The organism is Enorma burkinafasonensis, from assembly GCF_902150035.1.
Classification (GTDB): Bacteria; Actinomycetota; Coriobacteriia; order Coriobacteriales; family Coriobacteriaceae; genus Enorma; species Enorma burkinafasonensis.
Map to the genome: position 1 here is coordinate 154,484 of NZ_LR597503.1, position 15,683 is coordinate 170,166.

Consider the following 15,683-nt stretch of genomic DNA (forward strand, 5'->3'; position numbering starts at 1 on the left):
GGTCTGCGCGGTGCCTCCATGTTTCCGTTCCGCGCTTGAGGGCGGCCGCGCGCATTCGATGCTCGACGTGCCGCGTATAATGGTGCGGATTGACTGAAACGAACGGGACGATCCCGGATTGGAGCGCCCATGGCACTCAGCGAAGAAGACGTGCGCGGCATCGCGGACTACGCCCGCATCGCGCTCGAGGGGGAGGAGCTCACCGAGATGACGTCGTATATGAACGACGCCGTCGCCATGCTCGAGCCCGTCCTCGAATACGATCTGCCCGACGTCGAGCCCACGTTCCATCCCATCGGGAGCCTCTCGAACGTTATGCGCGCCGATGCGGTCGACGCCGCGCGCGGGCTCGCCGTCGACGATGCCCTGGGCAACGCCGCGAGCGCGCGCGAGCGCAGCTTCCGCGTGCCCTCGATTCTGGGGGAGGAGGAGTAGATGGCCTCGTTCGACACCCTTTCCGCCAAAGAGATCGCCCGGGGCGTCGCCGCCGGAACCTTCACGGCCGTGGAGGTCGCCCGCGCGGCACTTGACGCCATCGATGCGCGCGAACCGCATGTGCAGGCGTTCCTGCAGGTCACGCCCGAGCTTGCGCTCGAGCGCGCCCGGCGCATCGACGACGCCCGCGCCGCGGGTGAGGAGCTGCCGCCGCTCGCGGGCGTGCCGGTCGCCATCAAGGACAACATGAACCTCGCGGGCACGCGCACCACCTGCGCGTCGCACATGCTCGAGACCTACGAGTCGCCCTATACCGCCACCTGCGTGAAGCGCATGCTCGCGGCGGGCTGCGTGCCGGTGGGCAAGGCCAACATGGACGAGTTCGCCTTCGGCTCGTCGACCGACACCTCGGCGTTCCACCCCACGAACAACCCGTGGGACCTCGAGCGCGTGCCCGGCGGGTCCTCGGGCGGGTCGGCGGCGGCGGTCGCGGCGGGCGAGGTTCCGCTCGCGCTCGGCTCCGACACCGGCGGCTCGATCCGCCAGCCCGCCGCGCTCTGCGGCGTCGTGGGCATGAAGCCCACCTATGGCGCCGTCTCGCGCTACGGCGTGGTCGCCTTCGGCAGCTCGCTCGACCAGGTGGGGCCCTTCGGCCGTACGGTCGAGGACGTGGCGCTCGCCATGGACGCGCTCGTCACCGGCGGGCGCGACCCCTTCGACTCGACCGCCCAGGACGTCCCGGCCACCTTCGCCGAGCATGTGGGTGCCGACATCGCGGGCAAGCGCGTGGGCATCATCCCCGCCTTCATGGGGGCCGAGGGCCTCACGGCCGAGATGCGCGCCGCTGTCGAGACGGCCGCCGCGGACCTCGAGCGCGCCGGCGCCGAGCTCGTCGAGGTCGACCTGCCGCACCTCGCCGCGGCGATCGCCGCCTACTACGTGATCGGCCCCGCCGAGGCGTTCTCCAACCTCGCGCGCTTCGACGGCATCCGCTACGGCTACCAGGAGCCCGGTTGCGCGACCCTCGCCGCCCAGAGCGCGCTCTCGCGCGCGCACGGCTTCGGCCCGGAGGCCAAGCGCCGCCAGATGCTCGGCGCCTACCTGCTGTCCTCGGGCGTGTACGACAAGTACTACTACGCCGCGCAGAAGGCACGCACGCTCATCACCGATGACTACCGTCACGCCTACGAGCAGGTGGACGTGATCCTCATGCCGGCGAGCCCGCATGCGGCGTTCAAGCACGGTGAGATCTCGGACCCCACGCAGATGTACCTCGCCGACCTCTACACCATCTCGATCAACATCGCCGGCAACGGCGGCATCACGGTGCCGCTCGGGCTGGGCGAGGCGTCCGGGCTGCCGGTCGCCGCCCAGCTCGTGGCGCCCGCGTTCGGCGACGAGCGCCTCATCGCGTTCGGGTCGGCGCTCGAGTGCGCCTACGCGGGCAAAGACGGCATCTGGGGCGCGGCGGCGCGCGGGCGCGCGGGGGCCCCGGTCGCTGCTGCCTTCGCCGGGAAGGGAGGTGAGCTCTAGATGCGCGAGCTCAACGAGGTGCTCCAGGACTGGGAGGCCGTGATCGGCCTCGAGATCCACACGGAGCTCACCACGCTCGAGACCAAGATGTTCTGCGGCTGCAAGCTCAGCCACGACGACGAGCCCAACGCGAACGTCTGCCCGGTGTGCCTGGGCCTGCCGGGAGCGCTGCCGGTGCCCAACCGCCGCGCGATCGAGTACATCGTGAAAGCCGGTCTCGCCACGAACTGCGAGATCCAGAAGCACTCGATGTTCTACCGCAAGCACTACTTCTATCCGGATATGGCCAAGAACTTCCAGACCACGCAGGGGCCGGTCGCCTTCGCGATGCACGGTCGCCTCGATCTGGAGGTCACCGGCCGCGGCGCTGAGGAGCGGCCCGCCTGCGCGTTCGGAGCGGACGAGGCGGCGAGCCTCGCCTCGGCGAGCGCCGGCGCGGTGGGTCTCTCGTCGCAGATGGCGAAGACCATGCCCGAGGGAGCCCTCGCAGGGCTTGCGGCCTATGACACCGCCTCGCTCTCCGTGGCCGAGCGCCGCGACGACGGCTCCTACACGGTGCCCATCCGGATCCTGCGCATCCACATGGAGGAGGACGCCGCCAAGATGGTGCACGTCGGCGGCGAGGAGGGGCGCATCGGCGGCGCGGCGGAGTCGCTCATAGACTACAACCGCTGCGGCACGCCGCTCATCGAGCTCGTGACCGAGCCCGACCTGCGCACGCCCGAGGAGGCGCGCCTCTTCATGGAGAAGCTGCGCCGCATCTTCGTGACGCTCGGCATCTCCGACTGCTCCATGGAGAAGGGCTCCATGCGCTGCGACGGCAACGTGAGCCTGCGCCACCGTGGCTCGACCGAGCTGGGCGTGAAGACCGAGCTCAAGAACCTCAACTCCTTCAAGGCCCTGCACGACGGCCTCGCCTACGAGATCTGCCGCCAGGCCGAGGTGCTCGAGGAGGGCGGCGAGATCTATCAGGAGACCCGCCACTGGGAGCCCAGCCGCAAGCGCACCGTCGTGATGCGCACCAAGGAGACGGCGGACGACTACCGCTTCTTCCCCGACCCCGACCTCGCGCCCTTCGACCTCACGGACGAGTTCATCGACCGCTGCCGCGCCGAGCTGCCGGAGCTGCCGGACGCCAAGCGCGACCGCTACGAGCGCGACTTCGGCATCAAGCGCGCTGACGCCGGGCAGCTCGCCGGCGACCCGGATGCGTCCGCCTTCTTCGAGGAGGCTGCCGCCGGCATGCGGGGCGCCGCCGCGCAGACCGTCGCGAACCTGATCGTGAACGAGCTCACCGGCTACCTCAACGCGCAGGGCGCCGACGTGACGATCGCCACGTGCGGCATCGCGCCCGCGCAGGTGGCCTCGCTCGCGCGGCTCCTCGCCGAGGATGCTATCTCGAGCAACCAGGCGCACGAGGTCTTCGAGCTCATGGCGCGATCGGGGGAGGACCCGGAGCGCATCGTCGACGAGCGCGGCATGCGCCAGGTCAACGACACGGGCGCGCTGCAGGCGGTCGTCGACGCCGTGCTCGCGCGCTGCGAGGACCAGGCGCAGCAGTACCGCGACGGCAACCAGAAGGTGCTCGGCTTCCTCGTGGGGCAGTGCATGCGCGAGAGCCGCGGCAGCGGCAACCCCAAGCTGTTCAACGAGCTGCTGCGCAAGAGCCTGGCCTAGCGGCCGCCCGCGGCGACCCTTCGCGACGGCCCCTTGCGCGCACCGCAGGTAGCGCGGTTACGTGCACGAGAAAAGCTGTTAGGTGCAAACCCGCAGGTTGTTCTGACGCCCCGTGCGTCAGTTTCCCTGCGGGTTTGCACGTAACTCGAAATCGGGTGCACCAAACGTGCGGGACCCCGTGGATTCGGCCTCGGCGCATCCGGGGGAAGGACGCGAGCGGGCATGCGGGCGATGCGGAGGCTGCCGTTTGGGGGCGGTTCGATACCGTCCATCTTCCCTGTCGGGGCTCGCGCGATTCGATGGTGCCTTCGATGGGTAGACAAAACGAACTGTGTATCGGTAGGCGCTCATGCGTCCGGACGAGAGGAACACTATGAAACCACAGCTGATGCTTGGACGTCGCGGATTTCTAGCCATGGGCGCCGCCGGCGCGCTCGGTGCTGCGGGGCTTGCAGGGTGCGGCAGCCAACGCGCGAGCGAGGCGGGTTCCGGTGCCGCCGAGACGACCTCGCTCACCTACGGCGTCCGCACCGAGTCGCTCGGCCTCGACCCGGCGCTGGCGAGCTCCGACCCCGGCACGATCATGAGCCAGATGTACGAGGGCCTCGTGAAGTTCAACGCCGACTGCACCGATGTCGAGCCCTGCCTGGCGGAGGACTGGAGTGTCTCCGACGACGGCCTGACCTATACCTTCACGCTGCGCCAGGGCGTCAAGTTCCATGACGGAACCGATTTCAACGCCGATGCCGTGGTGCGCTCCATCGAGCGCCAGCTCGAGCCCAACCGCACCGACGACATGGCCTACGCGTCGTTCGTGTTCGGGTCCGAGAGCACGGGCACGGGTGTGGCCTCCGTCGAGAAGACCGGCGATTACGAGGTCGTCCTGCACATGCGCGCCGCCTCGACGCCGTTCAAGATGAACCTCGCCATGCTCTTCGGTGCGCCCATCGTGAGCCCCACCGCCCTCGACGAGTACGACAACAACCTGAACGAGCACCCCTGCGGCACGGGCCCCTACAAGTTCGTCTCGTGGTCCAAGGGCGAGAACGTGCAGATGGAGACCTTCGAGGACTACTGGGACAAGGAGCACATGCCCAAGTGCTCGCCCATCGTGTACCGTTTCATCCCCGAGCCCTCGAGCCGCGTCACTGCGCTCAGCAACGGCGAGGTCGACATCATCGACGGCGTGGACCCGGCCATGATCGACCAGGTCGAGCAGGCGGGCGGCGTGGGCGTGATCGAGGACGCCTCGAGCCTCAACTACATGGCGTTCAACATGGAGAGCGACATCTTCTCCAACCTTGAGGCGCGCACAGCGTTCTGCCAGGCCATCAACATCGAGGAGCTGGTCGAGACGCTCTACGGCGAGTACTCCACGGTCGCGCATTCCTGCATGCCCGAGTCGATGGCTCCCTATGCGCAGGATCTCGAGCGTCCCGCGTTCGACCCCGATGCCGCTCGTGAGGCCTTCGCGCGCTTGGGTGTGACCAACATCACGATGCTCACCTACACCAACGCGCAGGACTACAACGTCGTGAACGGGCAGAACCTCGCCGAGACGCTCCAGGGCTACCTTGCCGAGGTCGGCGTCGATATGGAGATCGTCGCCTACGACATGGCGACCTACAAGAACCGCCAGCAGACCGATTACTACGACGTGTGTCTGGCCGGCTGGCTCTCCGATAACGGCGACCCGGACAACTTCATGAACCTGCTCGCCACGAGCGCGGGCACGCAGAACATCGCGCACTACTCCAACCCCGAGTACGACGCGCTCATCGTCGAGGGCCTGGGCACGCCTGCCGGCGATGACCGCGACGAGGTGTACCTCAAGTGCGAGGAAATCGTCGCACGTGACCTGCCGTGGATGGTCATCAGCCACGGTGTCTCGCTCGGCGCTACCTCGGCCGCCATCGACGGGTACGACGTGAACCCGCTCAGCTTCTACGATGCGGAGTACATCACCAAGAGCGCCTAGGGTCAAGAGCGCATAGGGTTAAGGGCGTAGTGGTCTGCGCTCGAAAGCGGGCGGGAGCGCGGGGGCTTCCGCTCGCTCCCATTCCGCCCGGAGGCCGGTGGCCCGCCGCGCCCTAATGCGCGGGATGCCGGGCGGGGCGGTACCGCATCGCGCCATGCCGCCGCGATCTACGCCGACATGGCGGGCGCGCGCGGGAGCATGAGGTCGATCGCGAGGACGTCGCCTGCCAGGTGCGCCCCGATGCCCGCTCCCATGGCCTCCGCGAGGTTCTTGCATACCGCGAGGCCAAGACCGCTGCCCGCCGTGCCGCGAGCCCTGTCCGCTTGATAGAACCGGTCGAAGAGGCGGTCGACGTCGAGCGCCCCGGGTTCGGCGACGGGGTTCTCGACCGTGACGCGCACCCGGTCCTCGTCCTCGGCGGATATCCTGACCTGGGGCGCCGCTGTGCCGTAGCGCAGGGCGTTCACGAGCAGGTTCTCCATGATGCGGGCGAGCGCGTCGGCATCAACCCAGGCAGCGAGGCCGTCGTCGGCGCATTCGAGGCGCGGCTCCCAGCCTCGTCCCTCGAAGGCGGGGTACTGGTTGAGGAGCGCGCGCTCGGCAAGCGGCCGTACGGCAACGGCCTCGCGCTCCAGGGCAAGGTCGGGATCGGCGGATCGCGTGTAGGCGAAGAGCGCTTCGAGCAACTCCGTCGTGGCGTCGATGCGCTCCATCGCCGCCGCGAGGTGTCGGCCGCGCAGAGCGGGATCGCCCTCGTCGGCGGCAAGCTGCAGGTAGCCCTTGGCCCCGGCGAGCGGCGTGCGGATATCGTGCGAGAGGGCCGCGAGGTCGCGCTGGAAGTCCGCGCGGTCGCGCAAGGCCTGGACGCGCTCGCGGGCGTCGCGGTCGAGCACCTCGTTCACGGCCTCGGCGAGCTCGCGGGCGCCCGGTGCCGGCGAGCCCAGCGTGAGGCGAGCGTTGCTGCCGGGCTCGAGGTCGCGCAGCAGCCGCGTCATGCGGCGCATCTCGGTGAGGTAGGTCGCCGCCGCGATCATGAGGCCCAGGCAGATGCCGAGGATAAGCAGCATGATCGGGAGCAGGTCGTCAGGCATGGCCCCTCTTTTCTAGCGAAGCGGGCGGATGGGTCGCGCCCATCCACCCCATTATCCCGTGACGGCGCCGCCGTCGCTAGATGTCGCGCCTGCGCGAGGCGGCGAAGATGACGAGCGCGCCGAGGGCGATCCAGACCAGCGGGTCCACCAGCGCCTGGGTGGCGAAATCGCCCGGAACGTACTCCCCGAGCCCGCCGAGGGCGGCGCCCGAGAGCGCGGGCGCGCCGCTGCCGAGGATGTCGAGCAGGTGCGAGGGCATGCGGTAGGCGATCTCGTCGAGCGCCGGGGCGATGGGCGCGAGCACGTGGAGCAGGCCCGAGCGGGCGAGCCCGGCGAGGAGCTGGAGCGCCCCGGGGACGAAGCCGACCTCGAACAGGAAGGCGGCGATGTAGCCTGCCGGCACCTTGCGGAAGAGGTAGGCCACGACGAGGCCCGCGGTGGCGATCGCCCAGGTGTTCAGGATGAACGCGGCGAACCACCCGAGCGCGGGCAGCACGCCGTCCGTGCGCTCGACGGTGGCGCCGGCGGGGATCGCCGCGAGCGCGACCATGAGCGCCGCGAAGAGCGTGAGCGCGAGCGCCATGATGCCGGTGAAGACGATCTTCTCGGCGAAATAGGAGAGCCGCCCGCGCCGCGCGGAGACGATGCTCCGGGCGAAGCCCTCCTTGAAGTCGGCGAAGGCGTGCTCGACGGCCATGAAGCCGACGCAGAGGGGCACGATGCCGCCGAGGAAGCTGGCGAGCATGGCCGTGGGCGTCTCGAAGCGCAGCCACGCCGCGGACTCGATCGCCGCGGCTGCGCGCTCCTCGGCGGAGAAGCCCGCCAGGTCGGCGAGGAGGTCCGACCCGGAGAACCAGACGAAGCCGAAGACCACGGCGTAGACGACGGCGAGCGCGATGCCGTACTGCCAGAAGGTCCCGCGCAGGCCGCGCGGGCGGGTGATGCGGTAGAGGTCCGCTGCGAGGAGGTTGAACATCAGAGTTCCTTCCCTGGTGAGAGGCCGGACGGCGGGTCAGCGCGTGCGCGCGCCCGCGAGCAGGTAGATGAGGGCGGCGATGATGGCGCCGTCCAGGATGAGCGCGCCCATGTCAGCGCCTCGCATGCCGGGGCGCCGGGACGGCACCCGCATGGTCGTCGCCGTAGCCGCCCATGAGCTCGACGAAGTACTCCTCGACGTCGCGCTCGACCACGATGAGCTCGAGGATGATCTGGTCGGCGGCGGCGAGCGCCCGCGAGACCTCCTCGACGGCCGGTGCGCTCACGGTCGCATCGCCCGCCGCGCCGCCGAAGGCGGAGGCTGCGTGCCGCTCGCCAGTGACGCCCATGATCGAGATCGCGCCGTCGGGCTCGGCCCTGAAGGTCGCCGCGGGCAGGCGCTCCTCAAGCAGCGCGAGGCTGCGGGCGGGATCGGTCGTCTTCACGCGGATCGAGCTGCTGCACGTCGCGTGCAGCTCGTCATCGGTGAACTCGCGCACCATGCGCCCCTGGCGGATCACCCCGAAGCGCGTGGCCATGCGGTTCAGCTGGTCGAGGACGTGGCTCGAGATGACCATGGTGACGCCACGCTCGCGGTTCATGGTCATGAGCGCCCCGCGCAGCTCGCGCGTCGCCTCGGGGTCGAGGCCGTTGAACGGCTCGTCGAGCATCAGCAGGTCGGGGGAGCCCACGAGCGCGAGCGCGAGGCCGAGTCGCTGCTTCATGCCCATGGAGAACTTCTTGGCCTTGCGCGGGCTCGCGGGATCGAGGCCGACGAGCTCGAGCAGCTCCGTGCACTGGATCCGGGGCTTGATGACGCCGATAGCGAGGGCCTTCATCATGAGGTTCTCATACGCGGAGAAGTTGGGCTGGATGCCCGGCTGCTCGATGAGGGCGCCGATGCGCGAGTAGGCGCTCGAGAACGCGGGGCCGCGGCCCTCGACGCCGAAGACGCGCACGGTGCCCGAGGTCGGTTCGGTAAGGCCGGCGACGATCTTCATGGTGGTCGACTTGCCGGCGCCGTTCTTGCCCACGAAGCCGTAGATGTCGCCTTGGGCGACCCGCATGTCGAGGCCGTCGACGGCGTGCATGCCGCCGTAGCGCTTCGTGAGGCCGTGCAGTTCGATGACGTTCATGGCTGTCCAATCGCCGTGGTGCTTCCTGTTGGAAACCACTATGGCACGCGACGTTTCAGAGAGCCTTCAGCAAGTATAAAGAAAGGATAAAGCTGTCCGGCGTCGCGTTTTTTCCGTTCGGGGTCAAGAAATTGGCCGCGCAGTTCAGATATGCGCGATTCCGCTGCCAAGTGGGGAGCCAAAAGGTCCCTGAACGACGTGACCGAGAGGCCGGAATACGCCCACGCACGCCAAAATCCCAGGATTCATCCATTCGCATCAGCGGATGCCGAGCCGCCTCGGCAACCCAATCGTACATATCTGAACTGCACGGCCAAAACACCGGCCTCGAACGGAAAAACTGGATCCTACCGGTCCGCGCGGTCGGGGCCTGGCCCCGGGTGCTCAGGCATCACGCCTCGGCGAGCTTGAAGCCCATGCCCCAGACGGTCTTGAGGTAGCCGTCGGTGCCACCCGGCCGCAGCTTGGTGCGGATGTTCGAGATGTGGACGTTCAGGGTGCTGTCGTCGGCGGCGTACGGCTCGCCCCAGGCACCCTCGAAGAGCTCCTGCTTGCTGAAGACGCGTCGCGGATGGCGCATGAGCAGTTCCATGATCGCGAACTCGATGCGCGTGAGCTCGATGGGTGCGCCCGCCGCGGTGAAGGTCTTGGAGACGGGGTCGAGCTCCCAGGACCGGAAGCGCAGCGTTCCACCGACGCTCGACGCCGTGGCGCGGCCGCGGTGCCTGAGCTGCACCGCGATGCGCGCGACGAGCTCGTCGAGGTCGAAGGGCTTCGTGAGGTAGTCGTCGGCGCCGATGCCCAGAAGGTCGATCTTGTCGGCCGGCGCGGTCCGCGCGGAGACGACGATGATGGGGACGCCCGCGTCGAGGGCGCGGATCTCGCCCACGAGCTCGTCGCCGGCGACACCGGGAAGCATGAGGTCGCAGATCACGAGGTCGAAGGGGAATGTTCCCGCCTCGCTGCGCGGGTTTTCGTCCGGCGCAGCCTTCATCAGCAGGCGCGCCTCGCTGCCCGAGAACGCTTGGGTACACGTATAGCCCTCGCGTGCGAGGCGCGTGGTCACGATCTGGTTGATGTCGGCGTCATCCTCGACGATGAGCACATGGGTAGTCGGCATGTTCGGACCTCCTGTCGACATCCCAGTATACCGGGGACCGCATCGCGGCGGCAGCGCATATACTTGTGCGATAAGGGCTTGGTGCTCTGCGGGCTTGGCGACAATGGCCAAGCGACGCTTGTGAGAAGGGGGTAACCATGTTCTGTTCCAAATGCGGCTCGCAGGTTCCGGACGGTGTCTCGTTCTGCTCTGTTTGCGGCGCTGCCACGGGTAATGCTGCCCCTGCGGGAGCTGCGCCGCAAGCAGCTCCGGCGTCCGGTGCCCCGAGCACGCAGGCCGAACCAGGTGCTCCTAGCCAGCAGGCCGTATTCGGCGGCTGGAACCAGACGGCTCCTCAGGCGTGGAACGCGCCCGGACAGGCTTCCTTCGGCACCGCTCAGCTTGGTATGAAGTGGTACAAGTTCGTGATCTGGTTCCAGCTGTTCGCCGCCGCGCTTCTTGCCATAGGCCAAGCCATCCAGCTGTTCACGGGTCTGCAGTACGAGGGCTCCGCGCATGCCGTCTACCTGCTGTACGGCGGGGTGCGGGTGCTCGATATCCTCACGGCGCTCGTCATGCTCGGTCTCGCCGCGTTCGCGATTCTCGTCCGGTTCGAGCTCGCGGGCTTCAAGCGCGACGCGCCGATGCATTATCTCATCTACCTTGCGGCGATTATCGGCGTCAACGTGCTCTACTCGCTGCTGTTCATCATCCTGATCCACGCGAGTTTTGCCGCGATCTTCACCCCTTCGTTCATTGGGACCTTCATCGGCTACGGCGCGCTGATCTTCGCCAACAAGATCTATTTCGACAAGCGTCAAGCCCTGTTCGTCAACTAGGGGGTATGAGCTGGGGCGAGGCCTCGGCTGCGGTAGAGCGCGCGTGCGCCACGGTTACCCCGCGGCGGCGTCTCCGCATGGCTTTCTCGTGCCGAGGGGCGCTTGCGCGAGGTCAAGCGCGCTCGGTATCAAGGCAGATTCCTACGAGAAACGACCGACGAGGATGTCCGCCTCGACGGTGACCTCGCGCACATCCGTCCAGTCGATTGCGGCGCGGTCCACATGGAAGAGCAGCGGCGTCATGGCGACGAGCGCCTCGAGCTCGTCGGGCTCGAGTTCCTGTGTGCGGCTGACGCGTCGGCGCCCGACGAGCTCGCACGACTCCTCGAGGTGCTCGACCACGCGCTCGTTGGAGTAGTCGCCCCGCGCGAGCTGGCCGGCCGCGCGCTCGCGCAGCTCGTGCAGGTGGTTCTCGGTCGGCACGACCTTCACCAGGTGCCCGCCCGGTGCGAGCACGCGGCGGAACTCGCCGTAGTGCGCAGGCGAGAACACGTCGAGCACGCAGTCCACGGCGCCGCAGGCCACGGGGATCGACGCGAGGTCGGCGACGAACCACACGACGTCGTCCCCGGCGTCGGCGCCCGCGGCGAGCTGCACGGAATCCTTGGAGATGTCGAAGGCCCAGACCCGCGCCCCGGTGCGCGCGGCGACCGCGCGCGCGAAGTGGCCCTCGCCGCAGCCGGCGTCGAGCACGCGCAGGCGGCCTTCGCCGCCCGCAGCGATTCTGTCGGCTGCCAGCTCGGCCACGACCTCGCAGAGCGCATCCGCGATGCCGTCGTAGATGCCGCTCGCGAACACCTGACGCCGGTTCTCGAAGGACGCTCGGTCGTAGTTCTGGTTGCGATGGCCGCCCGTGAGGAGGTTCACGTACCCCTGGCGCGCCACATCGAAGCTGTGGCCCGCGGCACAGCGCAGCGACGTGCCCTCGAGGGCGAGCGCCGCTCCGCATACGGGGCAGGCGAGCGCCTCTGCTCTCTGCGCGAACCGCATGAGTTTCCGTTGGTCCATGGACTTGCTCCCCTCATATCTCCCTGCATCTTACCGTAGAAGAGCAACGGGCCCGATGTGCTGTCACGATTACCCCGAGTATCGCTGGACAGCATTCTGTCGACTATAAAAGACAACTCAGCTCTAGATTTGTCTCGTATAGAAGACGAATGGCTATCCGGGGAACACCGCTGTCTCATCTAGACGCTCTGCAGCATGTTCAAGTCAATCGGCCGCCACATCTCCAAGGATGCCGCCATCTCGTATTTCGGGCATGCGCGGGGCTGTTTCTAGGGAATACTATGCGACAGCATGACCCGATGGCGGTCCTGTGATGGTGGTGTGCGGCGACGACCGTGCGCCGGTGATGGGCCCCATAGCATCGATAGGAGACGATATGTTCGAACCAACCCTCGTCCGCGGCCTCATGTGGGCGGCTGCGGGCTGCGGCTTCACGTGGCTCATGACCACGGCGGGCTCGGCGGTGGTGCTCTTCACGGGCAAGGACCCCGAGCGCGGCAAGCTCACGCACCACATCTTCTTGGGGTTCGCCGCCGGCGTGATGATCGCGGCGAGCGTCTGGTCGCTTCTGAACCCCGCCATCGAGCAGGCCGAGGAGCTGGGGCAGATCGGCTGGATACCGGCTGCGGGCGGCTTCCTGCTCGGCGTCGCCTTCCTCATCGCGCTCGACACCCTCCTGCCGCACCTGCATGCCGGCAGCGACGAGCCCGAGGGCATGCGGAGCGATTGGAAGCGCACGACGCTTCTGGTCTCGGCCGTGACGCTCCACAACATCCCCGAGGGCATGAGCGTGGGCCTGCTCTTCGCGATGGCCTCGCAGGCGGCGGGTGCGGCCGGCGACGCCTACCTGGGCATGGCGGTGGCGCTCGCGATCGGCATCGGCCTGCAGAACTTCCCCGAGGGCGCCGCGGTCTCGCTCCCCCTCAGGCGCGAGGGCATGAGCCGGCTCAAGGCGTTTGTGGTGGGAAGCCTCTCGGGTATCGTCGAACCCATCTTCGGCATCCTCGTGGTGCTCGCGAGCGGCTGGATCTCGCCCTTCATGCCGTGGCTCCTGTCGTTCGCCGCCGGCGCGATGATCTACGTGGTGGTGGAGGAGCTCATCCCCGAGGCGCACCTGGGCGAGCACTCCAACGTGGGCACGCTCGGCGTCATCGCGGGCTTCGTGATCATGATGGTGCTCGACGTCGCGCTGGGGTAAGGAGCCCGGCTCGGTGCCTTCCGGGTGCCTTGGCTCGGCCGGTTCCCAAGTTGCCGGCGGTCATCCCGAGTGGCGCCGGCGCCCGTCAGATGAGGTCGTAGGGCATCTGCCGCCAGATGAGGTAGAAGAGGGCGAGCAGCGGCCAGGCGATCGGGAAGTAGAAGTAGGACGCGCCCAGCACCGCCGCGCGTGCGGCGAAGAACGCCACCCGCCGCACGCCGGCGCGCTCCACCGTCTCGCAGCTCATGCGCACGAACCTCCCGCCCGGCGTGGAACCCTCGGAACGCCAGGGGATGAACGCCTCCACCCAGAGGAACGCCGCCCCGGTCACGACGGTCTGCCAGGAAGCGAGAGGCTCCACGTCGCTCGTGACGAGGCCGGGCGCCGCGCATGACAGCAGCCCCGCGGCAACGAGCGTGATGAGGCCCACGAGCAGGGTGTCGAGCCAGAATGCCACCGACCGGCGGACGAAGCCCGGCTCGTGTGTGACCTCGCCCTCCTCGGCGAGCGCGCCGGGCGGGAGCACGCGGCCGAGCATCGAGGCGACCCACCAGCCCGCAGCCGCGCCCGCGGCGTTGTAGATGAGGTCGTCGACGTCGGCGGTGCGGAAGGCGTACGGGTAGATGCCGAAGAGCCCCGTGCCCTGGGCGGCTTCGATGAGCAGTGACACGGCGAGGCCGCAGGCGATCGAGCGCACAGCGCCCCAGCGCAGAAGGCGCCCCGCGATGAAGCCCAGCGGCATGAAGAGCACGACGTTGAAGACGATCTGCGGCAGGACGGAGACGCCCTCGCGCATGAAGTCGCCGATCGGCGCGAGGGGGTTCAGCTGCCAGGGGATCCCGTAGCTGATCCCGGGACCGCTCGTGCCGCTGGGCAGCGGGTAGAGGGTGAAGCACCCGAGGCCCATCAGGTAGAGCACTGCGAGGTAGGTCGTCACGACGGAGGGGAACCTGAGCCGGCCCTCGCGGTGGTAGAGGAAGGCGAGGATTGGCAGGGTGAGCGCCGCCGAGGCGAGGGGCCACAGGATGAGGGCCATCTCGAAGTTGCGCGAGTACCCCGTGATGAAGCGGTCGATAGCTCCCATCGCGCTACCGCCCCGATACCTTCCAGAGCATCCAGAGCATGCCGATGGTCAGCACCGCCATGGCGGCGATGTAGGCGATGAGGCTCGCGCACGAGCGGACGGCACCTTTCACCGACGCCGCCTGTGTCGGCCCGTCTGCCTGGGGGCGATAGGGGTTGCCGACGCGCTCGCCCGGCCGAAGGTCGTTCGTCTTCCGTTTCATGTTCGCCACCGCCTTTCGTAGCTGTATCCGATGCTTCCATTCTGCGGAGGGCGGCGCCCGGATGCCATCGATTTGCCTTACAGATGGGTGACGATTTTGTAATCGACGGGGCCGCGGGGCGGGAGGCGGGCGCGGGGCGCCGCTTCCGCCGTCCAGCGGGCGCGCCTCACGGCGGCGCGGCGGCCATCATCAAGCGCGCGTATGCCGCCCGCGGCGATTGTAAGCGGCGGGTAAGGCGGCCGTTCGAGCCGGGTAATGGATGATAAGACCCCGGTAATAACCGCTTGACGAGGCCGATCGGCCGGATTTCGGCGCGCTACAGTGCCATCGACAGGCGCAAGGGAGGGCTCCCGACGCGCCTCTGCGTAGAGATTTCCGGAAGGAGAATCATCCATGTTCGATCAGTCGTGCTCTCGTCGTCAGTTCCTCGGCCTCGCCGGTGGCGTGGCCGCCTTCGCCGGCCTCGGCCTCGCGGGCTGCGGCCAGGCCCCCGCGGCCGGCTCCGCCGCCGGCAGCGGTGACGCCGCGGCCGCCCTCTCCGGCACCATCAACTGCGGTGGCGCCACCTCGTTCCAGCCGCTCATCGAGGCGGTCGCCGACGACTTCATGAACGACAACCCCGACGTGGTCATCGCCATCTCCGGCGGCGGCTCGGGCGACGGCATCTCCGGCATCGTCGACGGCTCGCTCCAGATCGGCCGCTCCGACGTCTTCGCCGAGGAGAAGGTCGATGACGAGTCCCAGCTCGAGGGCCTTGTCGACAACCAGGTCTGCATCGTCGGGATGGGCCCGATCGTGAACGCCTCCGTCGACATCGACGACATCACCACCGAGCAGCTCAAGGGCATCTTCACCGGTGCTATCACCGACTGGTCCGAGGTGGGCGGCACCGCCGGCACCATCAACGTGATCAACCGCGAGGCCGGCTCGGGCACCCGCGCCACCTTCGAGGCCGCCGTGCTCCAGGGCGCCGAGGTTCCCGCCGACTTCACCCCGGTCGCCGAGGTCGACTCCTCGGGCACCGTCGTCGAGCAGGTCGCCGCGACCGAGGGCTCCATCTCCTACGTCGCCTTCAACTACTACGAGACCAACGAGGGCATCAAGGCGCTCACCGTCGACGGCGTCGAGCCCACGCAGGAGAACGTCGAGACCGGCGACTTCAACATCTGGGCCTACGAGCACATGTACACCCGTTCCGACGAGGACGAGTCCACGGCCGCCATCACCAAGGCCTTCATCGACTACATCATGAGCGAGGACGTCCAGTCCACGACCGTCATCGAGCAGGGCTTCATCCCCGTGAGCAACATGAAGGTCCAGAAGGACGTCGACGGCAACGTGACTCCCGTCGAGTAGCGCGCGCATCGTTCAGCTAGCGCAACTGTCGTAAGAAGGGGCGCCTCTCGTTCGCGTGGGGCGCCCCCTTTC

The 15,683-nt window shown here is 68.3% G+C and carries 14 protein-coding genes; 7 read left to right on the plus strand and 7 right to left on the minus strand.

Annotated elements, in window-relative coordinates; genetic code table 11:
* Positions 1 to 129: 129 nt before the first annotated feature.
* The 4 genes from gatC (at position 130) to FS885_RS03140 (ending at position 5,623) form a co-directional block, all read left to right on the plus strand.
* On the plus strand, positions 130 to 435 hold the full coding sequence (gatC, locus tag FS885_RS03125; protein ID WP_144743548.1) for an Asp-tRNA(Asn)/Glu-tRNA(Gln) amidotransferase subunit GatC: 306 nt from the start codon (positions 130 to 132) through the stop codon (positions 433 to 435).
* A complete protein-coding gene (gene gatA / locus FS885_RS03130; protein ID WP_144743549.1) occupies positions 436 to 1,968 on the plus strand; it encodes an Asp-tRNA(Asn)/Glu-tRNA(Gln) amidotransferase subunit GatA in 1,533 nt (510 codons plus the stop codon).
* Complete coding sequence (gene gatB, locus FS885_RS03135) at positions 1,969 to 3,645, plus strand: Asp-tRNA(Asn)/Glu-tRNA(Gln) amidotransferase subunit GatB (protein WP_144743550.1); 1,677 nt, start codon at positions 1,969 to 1,971, stop codon at positions 3,643 to 3,645. It abuts the gene before it with no gap.
* Between the two features lie 373 nt (positions 3,646 to 4,018).
* On the plus strand, positions 4,019 to 5,623 hold the full coding sequence (locus FS885_RS03140) for an ABC transporter substrate-binding protein (protein WP_246060745.1): 1,605 nt from the start codon (positions 4,019 to 4,021) through the stop codon (positions 5,621 to 5,623).
* A 167-nt stretch (positions 5,624 to 5,790) separates the two neighbouring features.
* On the opposite strand, the gene FS885_RS03145 is transcribed toward FS885_RS03140, so the two are convergent.
* The 4 genes from FS885_RS03145 to FS885_RS03160 form a co-directional block, all read right to left on the minus strand.
* On the minus strand, positions 5,791 to 6,714 hold the full coding sequence (locus FS885_RS03145; protein ID WP_246060746.1) for a sensor histidine kinase: 924 nt from the start codon (positions 6,712 to 6,714) through the stop codon (positions 5,791 to 5,793).
* A 76-nt stretch (positions 6,715 to 6,790) separates the two neighbouring features.
* A complete protein-coding gene (locus FS885_RS03150) occupies positions 6,791 to 7,690 on the minus strand; it encodes a hypothetical protein (protein WP_144743551.1) in 900 nt (299 codons plus the stop codon).
* Positions 7,691 to 7,802: 112 nt separating this feature from the next.
* On the minus strand, positions 7,803 to 8,825 hold the full coding sequence (locus tag FS885_RS03155) for an ABC transporter ATP-binding protein (RefSeq protein WP_144743552.1): 1,023 nt from the start codon (positions 8,823 to 8,825) through the stop codon (positions 7,803 to 7,805).
* Between the two features lie 391 nt (positions 8,826 to 9,216).
* The gene (locus tag FS885_RS03160; RefSeq protein ID WP_144743553.1) at positions 9,217 to 9,945 is read right to left on the minus strand and encodes a response regulator transcription factor; all 729 of its coding nucleotides are present in this window, start codon (positions 9,943 to 9,945) and stop codon (positions 9,217 to 9,219) included.
* Between the two features lie 137 nt (positions 9,946 to 10,082).
* Between FS885_RS03160 and FS885_RS03165 the strand changes: the two genes are divergently transcribed.
* On the plus strand, positions 10,083 to 10,763 hold the full coding sequence (locus FS885_RS03165) for a zinc ribbon domain-containing protein (protein WP_144743554.1): 681 nt from the start codon (positions 10,083 to 10,085) through the stop codon (positions 10,761 to 10,763).
* A 141-nt stretch (positions 10,764 to 10,904) separates the two neighbouring features.
* On the opposite strand, the gene FS885_RS03170 is transcribed toward FS885_RS03165, so the two are convergent.
* Positions 10,905 to 11,771, minus strand: coding sequence for a putative RNA methyltransferase (locus FS885_RS03170; RefSeq protein WP_144743555.1), 867 nt, complete (start codon positions 11,769 to 11,771; stop codon positions 10,905 to 10,907).
* A 376-nt stretch (positions 11,772 to 12,147) separates the two neighbouring features.
* On the opposite strand from FS885_RS03170, the gene FS885_RS03175 reads away from it, so the two are divergent.
* On the plus strand, positions 12,148 to 12,969 hold the full coding sequence (locus FS885_RS03175; RefSeq protein ID WP_144743556.1) for a ZIP family metal transporter: 822 nt from the start codon (positions 12,148 to 12,150) through the stop codon (positions 12,967 to 12,969).
* A gap of 85 nt (positions 12,970 to 13,054) precedes the next feature.
* Here FS885_RS03175 and FS885_RS03180 read toward each other — a convergent pair whose 3' ends face one another.
* Entirely contained in the window at positions 13,055 to 14,053 is a 999-nt protein-coding gene (locus tag FS885_RS03180; RefSeq protein WP_144743557.1) for a VanZ family protein, read from the minus strand.
* Between the two features lie 4 nt (positions 14,054 to 14,057).
* The gene (locus FS885_RS03185) at positions 14,058 to 14,255 is read right to left on the minus strand and encodes a hypothetical protein (RefSeq protein WP_144743558.1); all 198 of its coding nucleotides are present in this window, start codon (positions 14,253 to 14,255) and stop codon (positions 14,058 to 14,060) included.
* 393 nt (positions 14,256 to 14,648) lie between these two features.
* Here FS885_RS03185 and FS885_RS03190 point away from each other — a divergent pair, with 393 nt between their 5' ends.
* Complete coding sequence (locus FS885_RS03190; protein ID WP_144743559.1) at positions 14,649 to 15,611, plus strand: phosphate ABC transporter substrate-binding protein; 963 nt, start codon at positions 14,649 to 14,651, stop codon at positions 15,609 to 15,611.
* The last annotated feature ends 72 nt before the right edge of the window (positions 15,612 to 15,683 follow it).